Raw genomic sequence first — 24,695 nt, 5'->3', positions numbered from 1 at the left:
TATGCCCATCGGTGGAGGCGGCATCCAGAGGATGGGCCCGTGCGGTTCCCCTGGCGAGAAGGGCCGTCCGATGACCGAATTGTGGGAGGAACTGGTGTCCACCGCGCTGGTGGGCGCCGGCCGCCGCGCCGTCCCGCCCGAGAGCCTGCTGGAGCGGGCGGCCGAGCAGGTGGTCCGGATGCGCGCGGGGCGGCGGCCGGGGAGAGGCACCCGGCCGGTCCCCGCCGCGGCGGAGACGCTGCCGCCCGTGCCCCGCGCCGCCGCGGACCGGTTGGCCCGGATGCTCGCCGGTGAGCAGAGCAGGCTGCTGACCGAGTGGCTGGAGACGGCGGCCGCGCGGCGGGTGCGGGTGCCGGCCGCCACGATCCCCGGGCTGCTCGACCTTGGAGCGCGGGACCGGTCGATCCGCGCGCACCTGGGGGCGGTCACCGGGGCCCGGGGCCGCTGGCTCGCCGGTCTCAACTCCGCCTGGGCGTACCTGCTGGCGGAGCCGGCGCACGTGCCGCCGGACGAGGTGTGGGAGCTCGGCACCAGCGGAGACAGGCGCGCCTTCCTGGCCGCCTTGCGCCGGCGTGATCCGGCGGCCGCGCGGGAACTGCTGGAACGCGGCTGGAGCGCGGAGACGCCGGAGGACCGGGCCGCCTTCGTGGCGATCCTCGCCGACGGCCTCGGCATGGCCGACGAGCCGTTCCTGGAGGCGGCGCTCGACGACCGCCGCCGCGAGGTGCGGCAGGCCGCCGCCGACCTCCTCACCCGCCTGCCGCGGTCGCGGCTGGCCCACCGGATGACCGCACGGGCGTCCCGGTTCGTGACCGGGAACGGTCCCGGGCTCCGGGCGGAGCCGCCGGCGGACTGCGACGGCGCGATGGAGCGCGACGGCGTCAGGGCCCGGCCGCCCGCCGGCATGGAGACGCGGGGCTGGTGGCTGCAGCAGGTTGTGGCGCATACTCCGCTGTCGTTCTGGCCGGGTCATCTCGGCATGCCGCCGGACGAGATCGCCCGGACGAGGATCGGCGACTGGGAGCGGGAGGTGCGCATGGGCTGGACCCGGGCCGCCATCCTGCAGCGGGACACGACGTGGGCGCGTGCCCTGTTCGAGGCCGAGCCGCTGACCGACCTGCTGGCCGTGCTCCCGCCCGAGGAGCGGTCCCGCCGGGCGGCCGAGCTGGTGGCGGGCCATCCGGTGGACGGCCAGCTGGTCATGATGCTGGGCGGAGTGCCGCGGCCGTGGGGGTCCCGGCTCGCGCGGGCCGTGCTCAAGAAGATCGTGGAGACCACGCGGACCCAGCCGTGGAACGCCGGAGAGCTGATCCGGCTCGCGGGCGAGCGGTTCGACCCCGCGGCGTACGCCCACGCGGCGGAGGTGCCCGAGCTGGCCGCGACCCTGCGGTTCCGCTTCGACATGCTGAAGGAGCTTTCGTGACCACCGTTCTGCGCCCGCACGCGGAGGACCAGTTCGCCGACGAGCTGGCGATCCTCGCGAAGACCGACGACCGGCCGCGCCCGCCGGGCTGGCGGCTTTCGCCCTGGGCGGTGACGACCTACGTGCTGGGAGACGGCGGCCAGATCACGCCGAAGTACGTCGGCCCGCGCAGGATCGTCGAGGTCGCGGTGGCGACGCTCGCCACCGACCGGGCGCTGTTGCTGCTCGGCGTGCCGGGCACGGCCAAGACCTGGCTGTCGGAGCACCTCGCCGCGGCGATCTGCGGCGACTCGACCCTGCTCGTGCAGGGCACGGCCGGTACGGCGGAGGAGGCGGTCCGCTACGGATGGAACTACGCGCGGCTGCTGTCGGAAGGTCCCTCCCGCCAGGCGATGACGCCGAGCCCGGTCATGCGAGCGATGGCGGAGGGACGGCTGGCCCGGGTCGAGGAGCTCACCCGCATGCCGTCCGACGTGCAGGACGCGCTGATCACCGTGCTGTCGGAGAAGACGCTGCCGATCCCGGAGCTGGGGGAGGAGGTGCAGGCGGCCAAGGGCTTCAACGTCATCGCCACCGCCAACGACCGCGATCGCGGCGTCAACGACCTGTCGAGCGCGCTGCGCAGGCGGTTCAACACGGTCGTGCTGCCGGTCCCGGCCAGCCTGGAGGAGGAGGTCGACATCGTGGCCCGGCGGGTGGCGCAGCTCGGCCGCTCCCTGGAGCTGCCGGAGACCGTCACCGGGCTGGCGGAGATCCGCCGGGTGGTCACCGTCTTCCGCGAACTGCGCGCGGGAGTGACCGCCGACGGGCGGACCAAGGTCAAGTCACCCACCGGCACGCTCAGCACGGCGGAGGCCATCTCGGTCGTCACCGGCGGGATCGTGCTCGCCGCCCACTTCGGCGACGGCGTGCTGCGCCCGGCAGACATCGCGGGCGGAATCCTGGGAGCCGTGGTCCAGGACCCGGTGTCCGACCGCGTGGTGTGGCAGGAATACCTGGAGACCGTCGTCCGCGACCGCGACGACTGGCGCGACTTCTACCGGGCCTGCCGCGATGCCGGCTGAGACCGCCGCCGCCTCGCCCGGCCCGCACCCGGCCCCGAGCAAGGCCCCGAGCGGGAACCGGGCCGAGGACACGAGCGCGGTCCGGGACGGGGCGCGGGCGTGGGTGCTCGGGGTGCGGCACCATGGGCCGGGATCGGCCAGGGCGGTGCGTGACGAGCTGACCAGGATCCGGCCCGATCTCGTGCTGATCGAGGGCCCGCCCGAGGCCGACGGCCTGGTGGCGCTCGCCGCCGACCCCGGCATGCGACCGCCGGTCGCGCTCCTGGCGTACGTGCCGGGGCAGCCGTCGCGGGCCGCCTTCTGGCCGTTCGCGGAGTTCTCACCCGAGTGGCAGGCCATCCTCTACGCCACCGGAGCGGGCGCCGAGGTGCGGTTCTGCGACCTGCCCGCCGGCTGCGGCCTCGCGCTCGACGCCGACCCCGTGCGCCGCGACCCCATCGGCGAGCTGGCCCGCGCGGCGGGGTACGACGACCCGGAGCGGTGGTGGGAGGACCTGGTCGAGCACCGGGGCGAGGCAGGGACGCTCGACGTCGTCGCCGAGGCGATGCGGGCCGTACGCGACGGGCACGTCGCGGAGGGCACGGAGGCCCGGCGTGAGGCGTATATGCGCCGGACGCTGCGGAAGGCGGCGCGGGAGGGTTTCGCCCGAATCGCGGTGGTCTGCGGGGCCTGGCACCTGCCCGCGCTGACCCTGCCCGAGCTGACACCACCCGGTTCGGCCGGGGCGGGCCCGGTTGCGACGGACGGGCCTGGCCGCCCGCCCTCGGTGGCGGAGGACGAGCGGCTGCTGCGCGGCCTGCCCAGGGTCAGGGTCGAGATGACGTGGGTGCCGTGGACCCACGGACGGCTCGCGGCGGGCGCCGGCTACGGCGCGGGCGTCGCCGCGCCCGGGTGGTACGAGCACCTGTTCACGGCGCCCGATCGGCCGGTGGAGCGCTGGCTCGCCCGCGCGGCCGCGATCCTGCGCGAGGAGGACCTGCCCGTCTCGTCCGCGCACGTCATCGAGGCCGTACGGCTCGCCGAGGGGCTGGCCGCGCTGCGCGGCAGGCCGCTCGCCGGGCTGTCGGAGGTCACCGAGGCGGTCAGGGCGGTGCTGTGCGGCGGCGACGAGCTGCCGGTCGAGCTGGTCCAGCGGCGCATGGTCGTGGGGGAGCGGCTCGGCCGGGTGCCGGACTCCACGCCGATGGTGCCGCTGCGGCGGGACCTGCGCGACGAGCAGCGGCGGCTGCGCATGAAGCCGGAGGCCCTGACCGGGGAGCACGACCTCGACCTGCGCAAACCGCTCGACCTCGGCCGCAGCCGGCTGCTGCACCGGCTCACCCTGCTGGACGTGCCCTGGGGCACCCCGCGACGGGCACGTGGCAAGGGGACGTTCAAGGAGACCTGGTCGCTGGAGTGGCGCCCCGAGCTCGACGTGGCCCTCGTCGAGGCCGCCGTCTGGGGGATCACGGTCGAGGCGGGGGCGACGGCCCGCGTCCGCGACCTCGCGGGCGGTGCGGGCCTGCCCGAACTGGCCGCGCTGGTCGAGCGCTGCCTGCCGGCCCATCTCCCCGGCGCGCTGCCGCACGTGCTGGGGATGATCGAGGACCGGGCGGCGGTCGACGGCGAGGTGCGCCACCTCATGGGTGCGCTGCCCGCGCTCGTGCGGACCCGCCGGTACGGGGACGTACGCGGCACCGAGGGCCTCACGGGCGTAACGGAGTCGATGCTGGCGCGGATCTGCGCCGGGCTGTCCCCCGCCCTGTCGGGACTGGACGAGGACGCGGCCCGCGAGATGGCCACGCTGGTGGACGGCGTCCACGCCGCGGCCGGGCTGATGGGAGACAGCCGGTGGCTCACGACGTTGTCCGGGATCGCCCGGCGCGACGACCTGCCGGGGCTGCTCGACGGCCGGATTGTGCGCATCCTGTTCGACGCCGGGGCCCTGGAGGATGACGTGGCCGCCCGCATGGCGCGGTCGATGTCGCCCGGCAACCCCCCGGCCCGGTCCGCGGCCTGGATGGAGGGCTTCCTGTCCGGGGGCGGCCTGCTGCTCGTCCACGACGCGCGCCTGCTCGCCACCGTGGACGCCTGGCTCACCGGCCTGTCGCCCGAGGAGTTCGTGGACGTGCTGCCGCTGCTGCGGCGCACGTTCGGCGCCTTCCCGGCGCCGGAGCGGCGGCTGATCGGCCGGCGGGTCCGTTCCGGCTCCGCGTCGGGCTTTGTGCCTGGCGGCGACGGGGCGGACTACGACGACGGGCTGGCGGCGGCGGCCGTCCGGACGGTGCGGGAGATCCTGGGCCACGAAATCTCCGGCCACGAAATCTCCGGCCATGAGATCCCCGGTCACGAAATCTCCGGCCATGAGATCCCCGGTCATGAGATTCCGCGTCGCGACGTCCTTGCCCGCGAGGGCACCGGAGGCGAAGCGCCGGGGAGGGGGGTCCCGGGGCCTGACAGCGCGGGGCGCCGAGTCCCGCGGCGCGAGGAACCGGGGCGTGAGGAACCGGGGCGCGAGAGGGATGGGGGAGCCTGATGGGCGGCGAGGAGGAGCGGCTGCGCCGCTGGCGGCTGGCGCTGGGCGGCGCGGCGGCGGAGGGGGCCATGGAAGGGGGCCTGGAGACAGTGCTGGAGGGCGCCGACGCCCGGATGGACGCCGCGCTCTCGGCCCTCTACGACGAGCATGAGCGGCGGGGCGCCGGTCTCGGCGCGTCCGCGCCGCGGGTGGCCCGCTGGCTGGGAGACATCAGGGAGCACTTCCCCGCCGGTGTCGTGCAGGTCATGCAGAAGGACGCCATCGAACGGCTCGACCTGACCCGGCTGCTGCTGGAGCCCGAGATGCTGGAGGCGGTCGAGCCCGACGTCCATCTCGTGGGCACCCTGTTGTCGTTGAACCGGCTGATGCCGGAGCGGGCCCGCGAGTCGGCCAGGGCCGTCGTCCGCACGGTCGTACGGGAGCTGGAGGCGCGGCTGACGCGCCGCACCCTGGCGGCCGTCAGCGGCGCCCTCGACCGCACGGCGAGAACCCATCGGCCCAGAAGGGCGGCCGAGGTCGACTGGGACCGTACGATCCGGGCGAACCTCGGCAACTACCTGCCCGAGCGGGGGACCGTCGTGCCGTCCCGGCTCGTCGGGTACGCCCGCGGGCAGCGGGGTGTCCGGCGGGACGTCGTGCTGGCCGTCGACCAGAGCGGTTCGATGGCCGCCTCGGTGGTGTACGCGGGCGTCTTCGCCGCGGTGCTCGCCTCGATGCGCGCGCTCAGGACCTCGCTCGTGGCCTTCGACACGGCCGTGGTGGACCTCACCGACCAGCTGCGCGACCCCGTCGAGGTGCTGTTCGGCACCCAGCTCGGCGGCGGAACCGACGTCAACCGGGCCGTGGCCTACTGCCAGAGCCTGGTGACCCGGCCGGCCGACACGATCCTCCTGCTGGTCAGCGACCTGTTCGAGGGAGGGCCGAGGGAGGAGATGCTGCGCCGGATCGCCGCCATGACCGCCGCCGGGGTCCAGGTGATCGTGCTGCTCGCGCTGTCGGACGACGGGGCGCCGCAGTACGACCACGAGAACGCGGCGGCGCTTGCCGCGCTGGGCGTGCCGGCCTTCGCCTGCACCCCGGACGCCTTTCCCGAGCTGATGGCGGCCGCCATCGAGCGCAGGTCCTACGACCAATGCCGGATGACGCGACCCGGGCGATGATTTGTAAGGTCCGTATCATGACTTCGGTAATGTCCGCTCCACCCGTCTTCAGCCAGCGTTACCGCTCCCTGAGTGTGGGGATCGTGGCCCTGGTGATGCTCGTGGCGTTCGAGTATCTGGCGGTGGCCACCGCGATGCCGCTGATCGGCCGGGAGCTGAACGGCTACCGCCTCTACGGCCTCGCGTTCAGCGGCGGCATGGCGGCCAACGTCATCGCCACGGTGGTCGGCGGGCGCTGGAGCGACGCGCGGGGGCCGTTCCCCGCCCTGTGGACGGGGGTCGGAGGGTTCGTCGCCGGGCTGGCCGTCTCGGGGTTCGCGCCCTCCATGGAGGTCTTCCTCGCCGGGCGGTTCCTCCAGGGACTCGGCGGCGGCCTGTTCAACGTGGCGTTGTACGTCCTCGTCGCCCAGGCCTACCCCTCCGCCATGCACCCGAGGGTGTTCTCGGCGCTGGCCGCGGCCTGGGTGCTGCCGTCGGTGGTCGGCCCGGCGATCACCGGCTTCGTGGCGGAGTCCTGGAGCTGGCGCTGGATCTTCCTGGGTGTGGCGGTGCTGTCGGCCCCCGCCGCGCTGGTGATGTGGCGCGGCCTGCCCGAGCCGGCCGGGCAGCCGAGGGAGGCGATGGGCCGGGCCTTCCTGCCCCGGTTCGCCTGGGGCGTGTGCGCCGCCGTCGGCGCGGCCCTGCTGCAGTACGGCAGCGGCGCCGCGGGCGCGGGCGTCCTGCTGGCGGGCGCCGGGCTGGTGGTCCTCGCGCTGGCGCTGCCGAGACTGCTGCCCCGGGGCACGCTGCGCGCCGCCCGGGGCCTGCCCACGGTGATCGCGCTGCGGGGCCTGGCCGCCGGGTCGTTCTTCGCCGCCGAGGTGTTCGTCCCGCTGATGCTGGTCCGGGAGCGGCACCTGAACACGGCCGAGGCCGGTCTCGCGCTCACCGGGGGAGCCCTCGCCTGGTCGCTCGGCTCGTGGATTCAGGGGCGCAGGCCCCACGCGCGGGCGCTGACCATCCGTCTCGGCGCGACGCTGATCGCCGCCGGCATCTGCGTCACCACCCTCGTGGTCGTTCCCGCCACGCCGGTCGTCGTGGCGTTCGCGGGCTGGCTGGTGGCGGGCCTGGGCATCGGCATGGTCTTCCCGACGCTGTCGGTGCTGGTGCTGGAGCTCTCCGCGCCGGGGGAGGCGGGCCGCAACAGCGCCTCGCTGAGCATCGGTGAATCGGTCTTCGCGGTCGTCGCCGTCGCGGTCACCGGCGCCCTGTTCGCGGCGTACGGGGGCAGGTCGTGGGTCTACGTGACGTGCCTCGGCCTGCTGGTCGTCATGGCCGTCACGGCCGCGGTCGTGGGCGGCCGGTTCGAGCACCGCCGTGAACCGGGCACCATGGAGGTCTAGGGACTCCCGGAAATCCCGCCGCGGAGCCCGGCCGTCCGGGCGCGAAGCCACGGAACGGCCGCCGGTGGGGACAAGGGAAAGAAACGAGGAGATCCGAGTGCCGCGTGTCCGGGAACTGGAGGTCTTCAGGATGACTCTGCCGTACGGCAGGCGTCCGGAGACCGTCCTGGTGAAGATCACGGACTACGGCGGCATGGTCGGCTGGGGCGAGGCCGTCGATCCGGCCGGAGCCGGGCCGCTGGAGCGGGCCCTGCCCGCGCTCGTCGGCATCGACTGGGAACACCCGTCGGAGCTGGGGGACAATCCGGGCGGCGCGGCCGGTGACATGGCCTGCTGGGACCTGTGGGGCCGCATGAACGGCGTTCCGCTCGCCCACGCCCTCGGCGGCACCCGCACGTCGCTGATCGCGACGGTCAGGCTGACGGCGGACCGTTCGCTGGAGAGCATGGTCGCCCGGGTGAACCGGCACGTCTGCGCGGGCTACGGGCACGTGACGCTGGACGTCCACCCCGGCTGGGACGTCGAGCCGCTGCGGGCCGTACGCGCCGCCTACCCCGGCCTGGCCATCGCGGTGGACGGGCGCGGCGCCTACACCGAGATCTCCCAGCTGGAGGCGCTGGACTCCTACGGGGTGGTGGCCATCGAGCGCCCCTTCAAGGACCTGCTGACCAGCGCCGACCTGCAGGACCGGGTGTCGGCCGCGGTCGCGGTCGAGGTGGCTTCCGTGGCCGAGCTGGACGAGGCGATGCGCCTCGGCGCGGGCCGGGCGCTGCTGCTGCGGCCGGCGAAACTCGGCTCTCTCGGCGCCGCGCGGCGCGCGCACGACCACGCGGCGGAGGCCGGGTGGGACATCGTCTGCGCCGGCGGCCTCGGCGCGGGCCTGGCCCGGGCCGCGACGGTCGCCGTCGCCAGCCTGCCCGGCTGCACCCTGCCCAGCGACGTGGCCGAGCCGCCGCGCAGCGCTCAGGTGGTGCTCCCGCCGGTCGGCGCGTCCGGCGGGGTCGTCGCCGTGCCGCTCACCCAGCCCGGCCTCGGCCACACCGTGGACGAGGACCGCGTGCGCCGCATGGCCCGCGAGTCGTTCCACGTCTGAGAGCGCGGCTGGAGACACTGGGCACGGACTCGGCGATCCAGCGGGTGCGCGGCTCGGCGCTGCGAGGATGGGAGCGGCTGGTGTACGACAAGCCGCTGCGCGCGGGCTTCCGCGAGGAGGACGCGCGGGACCTGGCGACCACGGTCATCAGCACGCTGGAAGGCGCGGAGGTGACAGCCCAGGTTCACCGCAGCGAAGAGCCCCTGCGCGCGGCGGGGCGTCAACTGGCCCGCCTGGTCGACGGCACTGCCCCTGACCCGGGTACTGGTCGCCGTCTGATCGCGGCGGTCAGAGGAGATGTCTGCTCTGGGCGAGGAGGTCGCATTGGTCACGCCAGCGGCCGTCGGCGAATCCCATGACGACGTGGGTGGCGCCTGCCGCTCGGAATTCGTTCAGGCGGTGCGCGGCCTCGTCGGGGCTGCCGACGATTGGAAGGCCGGCGGCTTCGATGCCGTACGCGTTCGCGATGGCGGCGGCGATTCGGTCGCGGCCGTGTACACCGTCGCCCAGCGCTCCCGTGGTTCCGACGGCGATGTCACGGGGTGAGTCGGCCAGTTCGGCGAGCCGGGCGGCACCGGCGGCGACCTGCGCGGGCGGTATCAGTGACGGGAACCAGCCGTCACCGGCCCGTGCGGCGCGCCGGATGGCGATCGGGGAGGCGTTGCCGACCCAGATGGGCGGTCTGGTGACCGCCGGCGACAGTTCGACGTTGTGTGCGCCGATCCGTACCCGTTCACCGGCGAGCAGCGCGGGCAGCAGATCCAGGGCACGGTCGGTCCGTGGCCCGCGTTCGGCGTAGTCGACCTCGGCCGCCGCCCACTGCCCGGCATCACCTCCGGAGCCGACGCCGAGGATCAGCCGCCCGCCAGACAGGTGCTGGAGGCTCGCGACCTGTTTCGCGGCCCAGGCCAGCGGCCGGATCGCCGGGACGAAGACGCCCGCGCCGATCGAGATCCTGTCGGTGACGGCGGCCGCGGTGGCCAGCGCCGCGACGATGTCGAGCGAGGGGCGCCCCGTCATCAGGTGATCGCCGAGCCACACGCTGTCCATGCCCGCGGCCTCGGCGTGACGCGCCGCGACGCGGAGGTCGATACCGTCGCGCGCTTGGACCTCCAGGGACGGCAGAACGACGCCGACCTTGATTTCACCCATGGTTCGCCTAGCCGACGGTCAGGACGAGCTTGCCGCGAATGTTCCGCGCCCGGTAGCGACGATGGGCCTCAGCGGCGTCCGCCAGCGGATACGTCTCGAGGATGTCGAAGGCCAGCCGCCCTTCGGCGTAGTGCGCGACGAGCTCGGCCAGCCGTTCCGCAGACCTGGCCCGAGGGGTGACCCGAATCCCAAGCCGCGGCGCCTTCTCATGCTCCACGAGGGTGAGTGTTCGGCTCCTGTCGGAGATCAACCTCAGACTGTCGTCGAGAGTGTCACCGCCCACACCGTCCAGACAGGCATCGACTACACCACGAGGAGCGGCCTGGCGTACCCGATCGAGAAACCCGGCACCGTAGCCGACGGGCACGGCACCGAGCGAGCGAAGGAAGTCGTGGTGCGCCGGGCGCGCGGCACCGACGACGTCCGCGCCCCGGATCCGGCAAAGCTGGACCGCGACATGCCCGACCGCCCCGGCCGCGCCATGGATCAGTACGGTGTCGCCGGCGCCGACACGGAGCTCCTTCAACGCGATGTCCGCAGTCTGTGCCGCGGCACTGAAGCCACCGGCGACGACCCAGGGCATATTCGCTGGTTTCCGGCAGATCTGGTCGGCGCCCACGACGATGTATTCGCCATAGGCGTTGAGCGTGCCGAACCCAAGCACCTCGTCGCCAACCGCGAACCCGGCCGCGCCGTCACCGACCTCGTCCACGACGCCGGCGAACTCGTTTCCGGGGATCCGCGGAGTCGCCAGATCGCGGTCACCCTCTTCGCGCAGGATCTGTCCCGCCACGACGGCCACGTCGAACGGCTGCACGCCGGCCGCCTTCACACGAACGCGGACCTGACCGGCACCCGCGTGCGGCTCGTCCACCTCAATCAGCCGCAACACCTCCGGACCGCCATACTCGGCAATCGCAGCCGCGCGCATTCCTCTGGTCACCTTCTGCCCCTCGCGTTGACGAAGTTCGCTTGATGTACAGTGAACTTCATCAAGTGGACTTGATGTCAACGCGGTGATCCGCTCAATCCGGAGTGCGGGATGCCCCAAGTCGAACCCGACATGGTCTGGCTCAAACCCGGCCAGGTCGCGGCCCGTGCCGGCGTCGCCGTCTCGGCGCTGCACTACTACGAGAGCCTCGGTCTCATCTACAGCCGCCGCACGCCGGGGGGCCGACGGGAGTACCGCCGCGACACCCTGCGCGCCATCGCGTTCATCCGAGCGGCTCAACGCGTCGGAGTCTCGCTGGAGAGCATCAAGGAAGCGCTCGACCAGCTCCCCGACCAGGGCGTGCCGACCAAGCGCGACTGGGCCCGCATCTCACGGCAGTGGCACGACGATCTGACTCGCCGGATCGAAGAACTCATCGTGCTCCGCGACCGGTTCTCGGACTGCATCGGCTGCGGCTGCCTGTCCCTGAGATCCTGCCCGTACTCCAACCCGGACGACGTGCTCGGACGGGATGGCCCCGGCGCGAGACGCCTCCCCTAGATGTGATGTCTCAGGACGTCGGTTCCACGAAGTCCTCGATCGCCGGTGGCCGCACGAGGGGAGGCGGGGCTCAGCGCGTCGACGCCGTGGGCTGCGCGCCGCAGCCGTCCTCGATCGGGCTCGGCGTCCCCGGCGACGGCGGCACAGGCGCGGGGGAGGGCGACGGCGGAGAGTGCCGATGCCGGAGCCGCCCCGGACCGGTCGAGGGGGTGGCCGGAGGGGTGGTCTGGGAGTTCAGCGAGTCGCGGATCGCCCTCGCCGTGAGCAGCCGGATCCGGTCCCAGTCGGGATAGGCGGTGTTGACCAGCGGTGGCACGAACTGGAGGCTGGTGACCCCGGCGTGCTTGACCTTCCAGGCCAGCGGCACCAGGTGCTCCAGCATGGGCCTCGGCACGTCGGTGCTGAGGATCCTGCGGGTGGCCGCCGCGATCTGGGTGAACCGCGTGAGCACCGTCGCCGGGTCGGCCTGGCCGAGCAGCGCGCCGAGCAGGCACCGCTGGCGGTGCATCCGGTCGAAGTCGTCGCTGAGGGTGCGGGACCGGGCGTACCACAGCGCCTCTGTGCCGTTCAGGCGGCGGGTCCCGGCCCTGACCACCCCCTCGTCGTACCGGCCGTACACGATGTCGCGGTCCACGGTGAGCACGATCCCGCCGAGAGCGTCGATCATCTTCGCCAGGCCCCAGATGTTGACCAACGCGTACCAGTCGATCCGCAGGCCGAGGATGTAGCCGACCGTCTCCTTGAGGACCTGGGCGCCCATGTGCCGGTGGCCGCCGAACAGTTCGGGATGGTCGTCGGCGTACTGCCACACCGAGAACAGCAGGTCCTCCCGCCAGCCGGGACGGTACTCCGGAAGGCGGAACCCGAAGGGGAACCGGACGGCCATCGGGCTGCCCGGAGGGAACCGCACGTGCTCCAGGTTGCGGGGCAGGCCGAGCAGCACGGCGCGGCCCGTGCGGACGTCGACGCTGGCGACGTTGATGCTGTCGGTGCGCATCCCGATCCGGTCGGCGCCCCAGTCGCCGCCGAGCAGCAGCACGTTGACCCGGTCCCGGCCCGCCCACGGATCCTGTGGCCCCGCCCCCGCACCCGCCGGGCCGCCCCCGCCGGGCGTGGTGAAGATCGCGTCGAGTGTCCGCTCGGACAGGGCGACGTACCGCGCGGCGACCGCGAACGGCACCGCGACGACGACCGCGAGCGTGCCCGCGGCCAGCCCGGTCAGGATCTGCCCCGAGCGCGGCAGCGCCGCGGGGCGCAGGACGACGTACGAGTGGACGACCAGCCAGAACCAGGCGACGGCGCAGGCCACGAAGACCAGGGAGATCTGGCTCAGCCACCCCAGGGCCCGCCCGGCGAGGCCCGCGTCGGCCCCGGCGGCGACGCCCGCGACGCAGACGACCGTGGTCAGGTAGCCGCCGAGGAGGATCAGCCCCGCGCGGCGGCGGCCCGCGCGCAGGTGCGCCGCGCCCGGCAGCACCGCCGACAGCGCCACCCAGGCGATGAGCGCGACGGCCCCGCGCGCCGGCCCGGCGCGACGCGCCGCCTGCGCGGCGCCCTTCCGGCGTGCCAGACCAGGGGTGACCACGGCTCAATTGAAGCGACACGGACCGCGGAAAACCCGTGACCGCCACGAGCCGGACCAGCCCTTGCCGAATCTTGACCGGGGCGCGGCCCTACCAGGGGAAGGCGAACAGGCCGTAGTAGGCCGCGGTCAGGAGCAGCAGGGCCGTGCCGCCGAGCACGCCCGCGAGCACGCTCTTCTGCCAGGGCGTCGGCTCCCAGCCGTCCCGCTGGCCGGCGGCGACCGCGGCGAACGTCGCCACCGTCTGCGCCAGCATCGCGACGGCGAGCAGCCGCACGACCAGCCACCCGGCCTGTACGGCGGGCCAGGCGCCCGCCTGGTTCACCGAGAACAGCACGATCAGCGTGATGAACGCCATGACCGCGGCGAGTTCTCCGAGCCCGATCCAGGCCATCCGGCGCAGCCGCCGCCGGATGGCCGGCCACCGCTCGACGTTCGCCTGGAAGCGCAGGTCGCGTCCGCGCAGGCGGACGACCATCTCGGTCACCGGCGCCGCGACGTAGCCCACCGCGGCCAGGCAGAGCGTCAGCCACAGGATCGTGCTGTCGCCCCACCACGGCGCGGCCGGCACGTCGGCCGCCTCGTAGCGCTGCACCGGCGTCGCCCCCGCGATGGGCACCGAGGGTCTCGCCGTACGCGGCAGGTCCCTGATCCAGTTCGCGAGCGTGGGCAGGTAGCCGGCCGCGAACGTCCCGCCGTTGACCCGCATGGCGTGGTCGGCCCCGGCGAGGAAGCGGATGGTGTAGTCGGCGTCGCCGCCCTGCCGCAGCGCCCGGGTGAGGGCCTGGGTGCTCTCCACGAAGGGGATGGAGGGGTCGTCGGTGCCGTACAACGCGAGCACCGGCTGGGTGATCCCCCGCAGGGCGGGCGCCCCGTCGTAGCGCAGGAAGTCGAAGCCGACGCCGCCCATGACCCTGGTCAGCAGGTCGCGTACGCCGGTCGGGGCGTGCAGGCGCAGCAGTTGCTCGTTGAGCGCCCAGGCGACCTGGCGCAGCGGCGAGACGTTCGGCGAGGAGACGAGGACCACGAACGCCGCCCGGGGGTCGCGCGCGGCGGCGATCGGGACGACCCAGCCGCCCTCGCTCACCCCCCACAGTCCCGCGCGCGCCGGGTCGACGTCGGGCCGCTGGCGCAGCACCCGCAGCATGCGCAGGGCGTCGTCGGCGAGCAGCCCGAAGTCGCGGCTGCGGAAGGAGTAGCCGACCGTCCGCTTGTCGTAGGCGAGCGTCACGATGCCCGCCCGCGCGAGCCACTCGGCCTGCTGGGTGAACTCCCCGCCGTCGCCCGAGCCCGACCCCTGCACGAACACGAACGCGGGGTGGCGTCCGGGGGACAGCGGCGACCTGATCGTCGCCCGCAGCGTCTCGTTCCTCGCCGGCACGAGCAGTTTCTCGGTGCGGAAGGGCCCGCCGCGGAAACCCGCTCCGGCGATCGGCCGCACCTCGGCGGCGGGCTGCGCGGGGATGTCCCGGAACTGGGGCGAGGCGGGCAGCGGCGGCGGGTCGAAGGCCGGAGGGGAGAGCACGTGGCCGATGACGGCGAGCATGACCATCAGCACACCGGCGATCACCCCGAGAGTGCCCCGGCCGATGTTCATGAGGCGCTCCCCATGCGATCTCGTATCCCGAACCCAGGTTAAGTCATTACTCGCTTCCTGCGCGGTGCACGGATGTGACGATTGATGCGCCGTTTGTCGGCGGGACCTGTTAGCTTCCTGCGACATGCGTGTCCTGCACACCTCCGACTGGCATCTCGGCCGCTCCTTCCATCGGGAGAGCCTGCTCGGCGCGCAGGCCGCGTTCGTCGACCACCTCGTCGAGACCGTGCGCGCGGAGCGGGTGGAGGTCGTGCTGGTCTCCGGCGACGTCTACGACCGCGCCCTGCCCCCCGTGGACGCGGTCGCGCTGTGCAACGAGGCGCTCGCCAGGCTCAAGGCGCTGGGCGCGCACACCGTGCTGATCAGCGGCAACCACGACTCCGCCGTACGGCTGGGCTTCGGCGCCGATCTCATGGAGCGCGTCCACCTGCGCACCGACCCCGCCCGGGCCTGGGAGCCGGTCACGATCGGTGACGTCGCGTTCTTCGGCATCCCCTACCTGGAGCCCGAGCTCGTCCGGGGGCCGTGGGAGCTCGCCGAGCGCAGCCACACCGCCGCGCTCTCGTACGCCATGGACCGGGTCCGCGCGCACCCGGCCGCGCGCAGAGTGGTGCTCGCGCACGCGTTCGTCACCGGAGGGGAGGCGAGCGACAGCGAGCGGGACATCAGCGTCGGCGGGGTCTCCCACGTGCCGCTGAGCGCCTTCGACGGCGCCGACTACGTCGCCCTCGGCCATCTGCACGGGCGCCAGGCGATGAGCGAGACGGTGCGCTACAGCGGCTCGCCGATCGCCTACTCCTTCTCCGAGGCCGGTCACCTGAAGGGCTCCTGGCTCGCCGACCTGGACGGCGGGCGGACGGAGTTCGTCCCGGCGCCGGTGCCGCGCCCGGTCGCGCGAGTCCGGGGCCGCATCGACGACCTGCTGACCGACGCCCGCTTCGCCCGGCACGAGGACCACTGGCTGCAGGTGACGCTGACCGACCCGGTGCGCCCGCGCGAGGCGATGGAACGCCTGCGCGGGCGCTTCCCGCACACGCTCGCGCTCGCCTTCGAACCGGACGGCGCGACCGGGAGCCCCGCTCGTACCCCGAGGATCGCCGGGAGGGCCGAGATCGACGTGGCGCTCGACTTCGTCCAGGCGGTGCGCGGCGAGCAGGCCGACGACGACGAACGGCGTCTGCTGGAGGAGGCGGTCGAGGCGTGCCGCATCAGGGAGAGCGTGTGAGCGGCCGGCCCGCGCCGGGTGAGGAGGCACGGTGAGGCTGCATCGGCTGAGCATGGTCGCGTTCGGATCCTTCCCGGGAACGGAGGAGGTCGACTTCGACGCGCTCGGCGAGGCGGGCCTGTTCCTGATCCACGGGCCGACCGGCGCGGGCAAGACGACGGTGCTCGACGCCGTCTGCTACGCCCTGTACGGACGGGTGCCCGGCCAGCGGGAGAGCGCCCGCAGCCTGCGCTGTGACCACGCGCCGCCCACCCGGGGGCCGTCGGTGACGCTGGAGGCGACGATCCGGGGCAGGCGCCTGCGCGTCACCCGTTCCCCCGCGTGGATGCGGCCCAAGCTCAGGGGCTCGGGTCTGGTGGAGGAGAAGGCCAAGGCCCTGGTCGAGGAGCTGACCGAGCCCGGCGGGCGGTGGGTCGCGCGCAGCACCCGCAGCGACGAGGCCGGCGACTTCATCGGCACGCTCACGGGGATGAACGCCGCCCAGTTCTGCCAGGTGGCGCTGCTGCCGCAGGGCGACTTCGCGAAGTTCCTGCGCGCCGGGGGCGAGGAGCGGCGCGAACTGCTGGAGCGGCTCTTCTCCGTCCGGGTGTTCGGCGAGGTGGAGCGGTGGCTGGCCGACCACCGCACGCGCTCCGGGCGGGAGGCGCAGGAGCTGGCCCAGCGGGTCGACTCCGTGCTGGACCGTATGCGCGGCGCGGCGGGAGACCTGGCGCTGCCGGAGGACGCGGCCGAACCGGAGGCCTGGTCGGGTGAGGTGCTGAGCCTCGCCGAGGGCGCGCTCGCCCACGCGGCGACGGCCTGCGCCGCGAGCCAGGCCGGCCTGCTGTCGGCCCGGAGCCGCCTGGAGGACGGCCGGGCCCTCGCCGATCGGCAGCGCAGGCACGCCGCCGCCCTGGCCCGGCGCCAGGAGCTCGACGCGGCGGCGGACGAGCGATCCGACCTGGAGGCGATGCTCGACGAGGCCGCGCGCGCCGACCGGGTGCTGCCGCTCGTCCGCCAGGCCGAGCAGCGTGCGGAGGCCGTGGCGAAGGCCCGCCGGGTGGCCGCCGACGCCATGCTCCGCGCGTTCCCCGGCAACTCGGACGGCGCTTCGGACGGTGCCTCAGGTGGAGCTCCGGAGCGCCCGGGCGCGGGGGCTGGCGTGCCGGGCCTGGACCCGGAGCGGCCGGATCCGGAACGGCTGGCCGCGCTGGAGCGGGAACGGCGCGACGAGATCGCCCGGGTGCGCCAGATCCTCCCGGAGGAGGCGCGCCTGCGGGAGGTGCGGGACGAGCGGGCGGGCGCCGAGCGCCTGCTGGCGGAGCTGTCCGGGGAGGAGGCCCGCCTGGCCGGACGGCTTGTCGCGCTGCCCGGGGAGCGTCTCGGCGTCGAGGAGCGGCTCGCGGCGGCGCGCCGCTCGGCGGCGAGCCTTCCGGGCCTGACCGCCGCCAGGGACGCCGCGCTGCGGCTGCGCGCGGTCACCGAGGAGGCCGCGCTGCTCGACGCGGAGCTGACCCGGCTCTCCGGCGACGAGGCGCGGGCGCGGGCCGACCAGCAGGACCTGCCCGCGGCCCTGGCCGACGCCGGGGAACGGCTCCAGGGCCTGCGCGACATGGCCGCGCTGATTCCCGCGCTGGAGGCCGCCGCCCGGACGGCGGAGGAGCGGCTCGGCAGCGCGCGGCTCCGCGACACGCTGACCGCCGAGCTGGACGCGGCCGAGCGGGACCGCCGCACGACGGTCGACCTGGCCCAGGAGCGCCGGGACCGGCTGCAGGAGGTGCGGCAGGACCGCATCGACGGGATGGCCGCCGAACTGGCGGCCGGGCTCGTGGACGGCCTGCCCTGCGCCGTCTGCGGCGCCACCGGGCATCCCCGCCCGGCCGAGCCCGCCGTACGGGCCGCCACGGCCGAGGACGAGCAGGCGGCGCAGGACGCGTTCGACGCGGCGCAGCGCGCCCGTGAGGCGGCGGAGGCGAACGTCGCGGGACTCTCCTCGCGCCTCGCCGACGCGGAGTCGCGTGCCGGGGACCTGTCCCAGGAGGACGCCGGGGCCGCCCTGGACGAGGCCCGGGACGAGCTGTCGCGGCTGCGCTCGGCCGCTGCGGCGGTCGAGGCGGCCGAGGCGGAGGCAGGGCGGCTCGCCGCCGCCCTGGAGGACGCCCGTGAGCGGGCCGTGCAGCTGGCCGGGCTGCTGACCGAGACCAGGACCAGGCGAGACGCCCTGCTCGCCGAGGGAGAGCGCCTCGCCGCAAGCTTGGAGGGCGACCTCGCGGACGTGGAGGCCCGGCTCAGCCGGGCCCGGTCGGAGGCGGAGACGGAGGAGGAGCTCGCCGCCCGCGCCGCCCGGCTCACGGCCGAGCTGGAGGAGCTGGGCGAGCGGGCCGCGCGGGCCGGGGCGGAGCTGGCCGAGGCCCGCGCCCACCGGGACATGCTGGAGACCGGTGAACGCCGGCTGGCCGGGGTGATCGACGCCGCGCGGGGCGCGGACCCGTCGCTCGCCGCCCGTCTCGACCGCCTCTCGGAGGAGGCCGGCCTGCTGCGTGAGGCGGCCGACGCGGCGCGGACGGCGGCGGCGGCCGGGCGCGAGAGCGAGGCCGCGCGGGCCGCGGCGGCCCGGGCCGCGTCGGGGGAGGGGTTCGCGAGCGTGGAGCACGCCGCCGCGGCGGTCCGCACCCCGGAGGACCGGGAGGTGATGACCGAGCGGCTGGCACTGCTGGACGCCGAGCGCGCCACGGTGGAGGGGCTGCTGGCCGATCCCGAGCTGGTCGCGGCGGCCGCCGAGCCGCCCGCCGGCCTGACCGAGCTGAGCGCCGCGCACGACGCGGCCGAGCACGAGCACGGCGTGCGCACTTCGGCCCGCGACCGTGCGCGGAGCAGGCTCGACCAGCTCACCGCGCTCGCCGGGGAACTGGACGCCGCGGTGCGCGCCCACCGGCCGGCGGAGGAGCGGCACCGCCTGGCCCGGCGTCTCGCCGAACTCGCCAACGGAACCTCCGGCGACAACCGCTGGCACATGAGGCTGTCGGCGTACGTGCTCGGCGAGCGACTGCGGCAGGTCGTGGACGCGGCCAACGAGCGCCTCGACCACATGTCGGGCGGGCGCTACCTGCTGCGGCACGACCTGAACCGGACCGCGGGCGACCGGGGCCGGTCGGGCGGCGGGCTGGGCCTGCGGGTGCTCGACGCCTGGACCGGGGTGGAGCGCGACCCCGCCACCCTGTCCGGCGGCGAGAGCTTCATCACCTCCCTCGCCCTCGCGCTGGGGCTGGCCGACGTCGTGACGCAGGAGGCCGGCGGCGCGGAGATCGGCACCCTCTTCGTGGACGAGGGCTTCGGCACGCTCGACGAGGACACGCTCGACGACGTGCTCGACATCCTCGACGGGCTGCGGGAGGGCGGCCGGGCGGTCGGGGTGGTCAGCCACGTCGCCGAACTGCGCGTGCGCATCCCCGCCCAGCTCCGCGTGCTGAAGAACCGCGGCGGCTCCACCCTGTCGCACGCCTGACCCTCGCGGGGGCGAGTGGGCTCAGGGGGTCAGCAGGTAGGCGTTGTCCTTCCACCAGGTCCAGATGGTCTGCCGGTCGCCCGCCTCGGCGACGACCGCGACGTCCTCGCCGTCGAAGGTCCACGCGGCCAGGTAGGAGCCGTTCGCGCCGGGCTTGCAGACGAGCGTCCCCGTGGCCGTTCCCTCGTGGTTCCAGGGGCCGGAGGAGTCGCCGTTGGCGCAGCCGCGCGACCCCAGGCCCGCGGACAGCCCGGCGAGCCACGCCTTCAGCGCCTTCGCGTCGATGAACCGCATCACCAGCGGGTTCCGCGCCGGGCCGGGGCGCACGACCGCGCAGTTCACCGCGGCGATCACCTTGTCGTTCTCCTGGGCGGGCGCCGGGACGCATCCGGCCAGCACCCGGGAGTCGACGCGGTCGACCAGGGCCTGCTGCCCCACCGTGAACCCGGCCGGAGCCGGCGCGATCGGCGTCGGAGGCGCGGTGCCCATGACGGCCAGGCACTCGGTCAGGCCGAGCCGCCGCGCGCCGGCCGTCCAGGACGGCATCGTGGTGCTCGCCAGCGCCTGCATCGCCGTCATCGTGGCCTGGATCTGGAGCGGGGTGCTCTGGCCCACCTGATGGTTCACGAGGAACGTCGCGATCGTGGTGAACGTGGCCGCGAAGTTCCGGGTGTCGCGCAGGAGCCCGTCGATGTCGCGGCGGTCGTATCCCTCCGGCACCGGGATCTCCGCGAAGTCGGCGCTCATCGCGCGGAACGCCGAGGCGACCTCGTCCATCGACGTCACGACCGAGGCCAGTTCGGGGCTGCGCGTGCCGGCGGGCGGCATCGCCCGTACGGCCTGGGCCATCTGGAGCATGGCCGAGTGCAGCGAGGTCTGCATGTCGCCGACGTCGCGCTGGCAGATGTTGTTGGCCTTGAGACGCCACTCGTCGATCGTCGGCCCGGGGGTCCGGTCCACCAGCGCGATCCAGAACGCGCCCACGGTGACGGCGAAGGTGATCAGGGCGCCGGCGCTCTTCCCCGCCAGCACCAGCTTCTCCCGGCCGGTGCGCGGCCGCCTCGCCGGCGGTTCCTCCGGCTCCTGGTCCGGGCTCACGCGACGGTCACCCCTCGCGCGCGGACGTGCCGCCCGCCCGATCGAGGTCCGCCCGATCGAGTTCGCCTCACCACTCGTCCCTTTCCAGCCAGGCCCCGACCAGCAGACGAACCACACGTAACCATAAAAGGGGGATGGCCACGAGCAGAAGAAATCGAATTGTCACCAGGGATTTTCCCTTCCTGGACTCCCCAACGAAACGCGCCCGCGAGAAAGTGCCCGACCAGCTTACGGAGGGCCGAATCGGGATAATTGTCGTGCCCATGGCACAAACGCGCGCAGATTTATCCCATTCACTCCACCGCCCGGCCGCGATTCGATCAGCCATCAGGCGAAGATTTCCCCCACCTTATGATCTACAACGTAAAGGCGCTCAGGCGGATTCGATCACCTGGGCGATGGCCCGCATCGCCGCGGGCGGATCGTCGGCGAAGAAACGCAGCCGCCGGGCGCAGACGGACCAGCACGAACGACAGGGCCGCCATCATCGGCGTCTGCTCCCCGCTGTATCCGATGGCGTGCCTCACCGGGCCGCCTGCCGCGTCAGCAGGTCCATGGCCCCCGTACGACCTCGGCCTGGGCGGGGGACAGGCCGTCCAGGAAGGCGCCGGCGAACGGGTGCGCGGAGCCGGGCATCGCCGTGCGAGCCGCTCCCGCCTGGCCCGGACGGATGGACACCCCGACGAGAGGTCAACTCGTGCTACATCGGCAGCCAGCGGGAGGCCAGAAGGTAGCCGCCGTAGACGAGCGACGCGGTGGAGACCAGCAGAAACAGCAGCACCCAGAGCGTGCCGGGCACGTGGGTCAGCCGGGCGAGCTGGTCGGCGTCGGAGTCCGGGGCGTGGCCGACCCGGCGCTTGGCCTGCAGTTCGAGGATCGGCCGCACGCCGCCGAGCAGCAGGAACCACGCCGCGGCGTAGGCGCCGGCGGACTGCACGTCGGGCGGGGCGAACCAGGACAGCGCGAAGACCGCGCCGCCCACCACGAGCAGGGACACCGCGCCGAAGACGTTCCTGATCATCAGCAGCATGCACGTCAGCAGCGCGAGCACGGCCCACAGCAGCAGGGTGATCCGCCCGTCCGCGACCAGCCAGGCCGCGCTGAGGCCGATCAGGGACGGCGCGACGTATCCCGCCGCGGCGGTGGCGACCATGCCGGGCCCGGTCGGCCGGCCCCGGGTGAGCGTCACTCCGGAGGTGTCCGAGTGGAGCCGGATGCCCCGCAGCTTGCGCCGGGTGAGCACCGCCACGAGCGCGTGACCGCCCTCGTGCGCGATCGTGATCAGGCCGCGGGAATAGTGCCATGAGATCGGATAGGCGACTACCGCCAGAGCGGCGAACCCGGACAGGACGACCAGCCAGAGCGGGGGCGCGACCTGGGTGGCGGTCAGATGGTTCCAGAGGGCCTTGAGGGGGGTCACGCCCGGAATCGTACGGCGGCGGCTCCCCGCGTGCTCGCCGCGGGCGGCGTCGGGTCGTGGGCGGTGGCGGGTCGCGAGACGGCGCCGGATTAGCCGGGGCCATACGGTCCTCGTGCCGGCGGTTGGATCGCCGGAGATCAGCCGCCCTATCCAGGATGTAGCGGTCGTAGGGATCCGCGCGTGCCCGCGCAGGGCGGTGCGTCGGCGGCCTCGGCGGCGGGGTTACCTTCTACGTGTGGCTGAGCGGCGTATGCGCGGACTGCGCGGATTGAGTGGACTCATGAGGACGAAGCCGGAGCAGGCTCCCGAACACTCCATGGACCCTCGGGCCGGCGAGCGCGAGGACTCCTTCAGGCACAGCGTGATCGACAACGCGGTGTACGTGGACGGCGAGCGGGTGGACTCGCCGCTGTCGCTCGGCGACGCGATCGCCTCGCTGCGCTCACGCCCGGGCGCGATGGCGTGGATCGGCCTCTACCGGCCGGAGGAGGCGGAGCTGATCAAGGCCGCCGAGGAGTTCGGGCTGCACGAGCTCGCCATTGAGGACGCCATCGTCGCCCACCAGCGGCCCAAGGCCGACCGGTACGGCGGCACGCTGTTCGTGGTGCTGCGGGCGGCGCAGTACCTCGACAAGCCGGAGAAGGTCGCCTTCGGCGAGTTGCACGTCTTCGTGGGCCCCGACTTCGTGCTGACCGTGCGGCACAGCGAGGCGCCCGACCTGTCGAAGGTGCGCCGGCGGATGGAGTCGGACCCCGACCTGCTCCGCCAGGGCCCGCAGGCCGTGCTGTACGCGATCCTCGACGCGGTGGTGGACGGCTACGCGCCGGTGGTCGCCGGGCTGCAGAACGACATCGACGAGATCGAGGTGCAGGTCTTCGGCGGCGACCCGGCCGCGCCGCGGCGCATCTACGCGCTGTCGCGCGAGGTCATCGAGTTCCAGCGGGCGACCAGCCCGCTCGTGCCGATGCTCGACGGCTTCATCGCGGGGTCGCCCAAGTATGGCGTGAACGAGGAGTTGCAGCGTTACCTGCGTGACGTGTCCGACCACGCCATCACGGTCACCGAGCGCGTGGCGGGCTTCCGGCAGATGCTCCAGGACATCCTCATCGTCAACTCCACCCTCGTGAGCCAGCAGCAGAACGAGGAGATGACCAAGCTGACGACCACGAGCATCGCCCAGGGCGACGAGGTCAAGAAGATCTCCGCCTGGGCCGCCATCCTGTTCGCCCCGACCCTGGTCGGCACGATCTACGGGATGAACTTCGATCACATGCCCGAGCTGCACTGGTGGCTCGGCTACCCCGTGGCGATCATGCTCATGGGCCTCGTCTGCCTCACGCTCTACCTGGTCTTCAAGCGCCGCGACTGGCTGTAGGACCCTCCGCTTCGAGCACCGAGGCACCGGTTCGGGCCTTGTCGTGACAACTATCTAGATATATCGTTCACGTATCTCGATAGTTGGAGGTTCAGATGCACGACGATGGATGGCCCCCGCAGGCATCCCCGCCGCCACCACCCCCGCCTCCGCCGCACCACGGCGCCGCGCCGCCTCCACCGCCGGTCCCGCCCGGTCTCGGCCCGCGCGTACGGCGAGGCGACGTCCGTACGGCTCTGCTGCGCCTGCTGACCGAGGAGCCGCGCAACGGCTACCAGCTCATCGAGGAGATCGAGCGGCGCAGCGGCGGGGTCTGGCGGCCCAGCCCCGGCTCGGTCTACCCCGCCCTCCAGCAGATGGAGGACGAGGGACTGGTGGCGGGGGAGGACGCGAGCGGCAGCCGCGCCTACCGGCTGACCGGGGAGGGCAGGAGCCACGCCGACCCGCGGGCCGAGCCGTGGGCCGACGTCCGCCGCAGCCTCCCCGAGGACCGGCATGAGCTGCGGCTGCTGTGGGGCCAGCTCGGCGAGGCGTTCGTCCACCTCACCCACGTCGCGGACGACCGGCAGGTCGCCGAGACCAAGAAACTGCTGCGGAGCACCCGGCAGGCGATGTTCCGGATCCTCGCGGAGGACACATGAGCGTGAACGGGGGAGATGTGAACGCGGCGGTGGCCGTGCGCGGGCTGCGCAAGACGTACGGCAAGGTCGAGGCCGTCAAGGGCGTCGACTTCGAGGTCGCGCCCGGTGAGGTGTTCGGCTTCCTCGGGCCGAACGGCGCGGGCAAGACCACCACGATCAGCATGCTGTGCACGCTCGCCACCCCGACCGGCGGCACCGCCCTCGTCGCCGGGCACGACATCGTGACCGAGCGCGACGCCGTACGCCGCAACATCGGGCTGGTGTTCCAGGAGCCGACGCTGGACGGCTACCTGACCGCCGAGCAGAACCTGCGCTTCCACGCCGAGCTGTACGGCGTGCCGAAGGACCTGGTCGGCGACCGGATGCGCCAGGTGCTGGACATGGTCGGGCTGTGGGACCGCAGGGACGGCAAGGTCATGACGTTCTCCGGCGGCATGAAGCGCCGGCTGGAGATCGCCCGGGGGCTGCTGCACTCGCCCCGGGTGCTCTTCCTGGACGAGCCCACGGTCGGCCTGGACCCGCAGACCCGATCCGCCATCTGGGGATACATCGGCAAGCTGCGGCACAGCGAGGACATCACGATCTTCATGACGACGCACTACATGGACGAGGCCGAGTACTGCGACCGCATCGCGATCATCGACCACGGCGAGATCGTGGTGATCGACTCGCCGGAGGCGCTCAAGGCGAGCGTCGGCAAGGACCGCGTGCAGATCCAGACCGGCGACGACGAACGCGCGATGGCCCTGCTCAAGGAGAACTTCGGCGTCGAGGCCGCCGTACGGGAGGGTCAGGTGACGTTCGCGGTCCCGTCGGGGGAGGAGTTCGTGCCGCGGCTGTTCGCGGGTCTCGGCGTGCCGATCAGGTCGGTGAGCGTGTCGCGCCCGTCGCTCGACGACGTCTTCATGTCCTACACCGGCTCCACGATCCGCGACGCCGAGTCGTCGGGGACCGGCAACCAGTGGATGCGCGCGATGGCCAGGGGAAGGTGA

The 24,695-nt window shown here is 73.7% G+C and carries 20 protein-coding genes; 13 read left to right on the top strand and 7 right to left on the bottom strand.

What is annotated here, in order from left to right; genetic code table 11:
- Positions 1-70: 70 nt before the first annotated feature.
- The 7 genes from F5972_RS05210 (at position 71) to F5972_RS39255 (ending at position 8,996) form a co-directional block, all read left to right on the top strand.
- A complete protein-coding gene (locus tag F5972_RS05210; protein ID WP_150931628.1) occupies positions 71-1,423 on the top strand; it encodes a DUF5691 domain-containing protein in 1,353 nt (450 codons plus the stop codon).
- A complete protein-coding gene (locus tag F5972_RS05205; protein ID WP_150931626.1) occupies positions 1,420-2,487 on the top strand; it encodes an ATP-binding protein in 1,068 nt (355 codons plus the stop codon). Before F5972_RS05210 ends, F5972_RS05205 begins: the two co-directional genes overlap by 4 nt.
- The gene (locus F5972_RS05200; RefSeq protein ID WP_225311181.1) at positions 2,477-5,002 is read left to right on the top strand and encodes a DUF5682 family protein; all 2,526 of its coding nucleotides are present in this window, start codon (positions 2,477-2,479) and stop codon (positions 5,000-5,002) included. Before F5972_RS05205 ends, F5972_RS05200 begins: the two co-directional genes overlap by 11 nt.
- Positions 5,002-6,162, top strand: coding sequence for a vWA domain-containing protein (locus F5972_RS05195; RefSeq protein WP_150931624.1), 1,161 nt, complete (start codon positions 5,002-5,004; stop codon positions 6,160-6,162). Before F5972_RS05200 ends, F5972_RS05195 begins: the two co-directional genes overlap by 1 nt.
- Before the next feature lie 29 nt (positions 6,163-6,191).
- Positions 6,192-7,544, top strand: a complete 1,353-nt coding sequence (locus F5972_RS05190; RefSeq protein WP_225311180.1) for an MFS transporter — start codon at positions 6,192-6,194, stop codon at positions 7,542-7,544.
- 97 nt (positions 7,545-7,641) lie between these two features.
- Entirely contained in the window at positions 7,642-8,637 is a 996-nt protein-coding gene (locus tag F5972_RS05185) for an enolase C-terminal domain-like protein (protein WP_150931622.1), read from the top strand.
- Positions 8,634-8,996, top strand: a complete 363-nt coding sequence (locus F5972_RS39255; protein WP_404803038.1) for an LmrA/YxaF family transcription factor — start codon at positions 8,634-8,636, stop codon at positions 8,994-8,996. Before F5972_RS05185 ends, F5972_RS39255 begins: the two co-directional genes overlap by 4 nt.
- Here F5972_RS39255 and F5972_RS05175 read toward each other — a convergent pair.
- Together F5972_RS05175 and F5972_RS05170 are read right to left on the bottom strand one after the other, a co-directional pair.
- Positions 8,926-9,789: an LLM class flavin-dependent oxidoreductase gene (locus F5972_RS05175; protein WP_150931620.1), complete on the bottom strand. Its 864-nt coding sequence runs from the start codon at positions 9,787-9,789 to the stop codon at positions 8,926-8,928. The genes F5972_RS39255 and F5972_RS05175 overlap by 71 nt on opposite strands.
- A gap of 7 nt (positions 9,790-9,796) precedes the next feature.
- Positions 9,797-10,732 (bottom strand): NADP-dependent oxidoreductase, encoded by a 936-nt coding sequence (locus F5972_RS05170; protein WP_318527506.1) that lies wholly within the window; start codon positions 10,730-10,732, stop codon positions 9,797-9,799.
- Between the two features lie 99 nt (positions 10,733-10,831).
- Here F5972_RS05170 and soxR point away from each other — a divergent pair, with 99 nt between their 5' ends.
- Positions 10,832-11,281, top strand: coding sequence for a redox-sensitive transcriptional activator SoxR (gene soxR, locus F5972_RS05165; protein WP_150931618.1), 450 nt, complete (start codon positions 10,832-10,834; stop codon positions 11,279-11,281).
- A gap of 70 nt (positions 11,282-11,351) precedes the next feature.
- Here soxR and F5972_RS05160 read toward each other — a convergent pair whose 3' ends face one another.
- Both F5972_RS05160 and F5972_RS05155 read right to left on the bottom strand, forming a co-directional pair.
- Positions 11,352-12,866: an LCP family protein gene (locus tag F5972_RS05160; protein WP_150931616.1), complete on the bottom strand. Its 1,515-nt coding sequence runs from the start codon at positions 12,864-12,866 to the stop codon at positions 11,352-11,354.
- Positions 12,867-12,954: 88 nt separating this feature from the next.
- Positions 12,955-14,460 carry an alpha/beta hydrolase family protein gene (locus F5972_RS05155; protein ID WP_150931614.1) on the bottom strand — a complete coding sequence of 502 codons (1,506 nt, stop codon included), beginning with the start codon at positions 14,458-14,460 and terminating at the stop codon, positions 12,955-12,957.
- 124 nt (positions 14,461-14,584) lie between these two features.
- On the opposite strand from F5972_RS05155, the gene F5972_RS05150 reads away from it, so the two are divergent.
- Both F5972_RS05150 and F5972_RS05145 read left to right on the top strand, forming a co-directional pair.
- Positions 14,585-15,685, top strand: coding sequence for an exonuclease SbcCD subunit D (locus F5972_RS05150; protein WP_150931612.1), 1,101 nt, complete (start codon positions 14,585-14,587; stop codon positions 15,683-15,685).
- A gap of 31 nt (positions 15,686-15,716) precedes the next feature.
- Positions 15,717-19,169, top strand: a complete 3,453-nt coding sequence (locus tag F5972_RS05145; protein WP_150931610.1) for an AAA family ATPase — start codon at positions 15,717-15,719, stop codon at positions 19,167-19,169.
- Positions 19,170-19,190: 21 nt separating this feature from the next.
- Here F5972_RS05145 and F5972_RS05140 read toward each other — a convergent pair whose 3' ends face one another.
- The 3 genes from F5972_RS05140 to F5972_RS05135 all read right to left on the bottom strand — a co-directional run bounded on the left by F5972_RS05140 (position 19,191) and on the right by F5972_RS05135 (position 21,687).
- Positions 19,191-20,267: a hypothetical protein gene (locus F5972_RS05140; protein ID WP_150931609.1), complete on the bottom strand. Its 1,077-nt coding sequence runs from the start codon at positions 20,265-20,267 to the stop codon at positions 19,191-19,193.
- 543 nt (positions 20,268-20,810) lie between these two features.
- On the bottom strand, positions 20,811-20,945 hold the full coding sequence (locus F5972_RS38720) for a hypothetical protein (RefSeq protein ID WP_263641795.1): 135 nt from the start codon (positions 20,943-20,945) through the stop codon (positions 20,811-20,813).
- Between the two features lie 22 nt (positions 20,946-20,967).
- Positions 20,968-21,687, bottom strand: a complete 720-nt coding sequence (locus F5972_RS05135) for a M50 family metallopeptidase (RefSeq protein ID WP_150931607.1) — start codon at positions 21,685-21,687, stop codon at positions 20,968-20,970.
- A gap of 280 nt (positions 21,688-21,967) precedes the next feature.
- Here F5972_RS05135 and F5972_RS05130 point away from each other — a divergent pair, with 280 nt between their 5' ends.
- From F5972_RS05130 to F5972_RS05120, 3 genes are all read left to right on the top strand, one after another.
- The gene (locus F5972_RS05130) at positions 21,968-23,062 is read left to right on the top strand and encodes a magnesium and cobalt transport protein CorA (RefSeq protein WP_225311179.1); all 1,095 of its coding nucleotides are present in this window, start codon (positions 21,968-21,970) and stop codon (positions 23,060-23,062) included.
- A 95-nt stretch (positions 23,063-23,157) separates the two neighbouring features.
- A complete protein-coding gene (locus F5972_RS05125; protein WP_150931605.1) occupies positions 23,158-23,703 on the top strand; it encodes a PadR family transcriptional regulator in 546 nt (181 codons plus the stop codon).
- A complete protein-coding gene (locus F5972_RS05120) occupies positions 23,700-24,695 on the top strand; it encodes an ATP-binding cassette domain-containing protein (protein ID WP_150931603.1) in 996 nt (331 codons plus the stop codon). The genes F5972_RS05125 and F5972_RS05120 overlap by 4 nt, the downstream gene beginning before the upstream one ends.

Origin of the sequence: Microbispora cellulosiformans (assembly GCF_008728085.1) — a bacterium.
GTDB lineage: Bacteria > Actinomycetota > Actinomycetes > Streptosporangiales > Streptosporangiaceae > Microbispora > Microbispora amethystogenes.
Note: the sequence above shows the minus strand (reverse complement) of the source record. Positions and strands in the feature narration are given on the sequence as shown.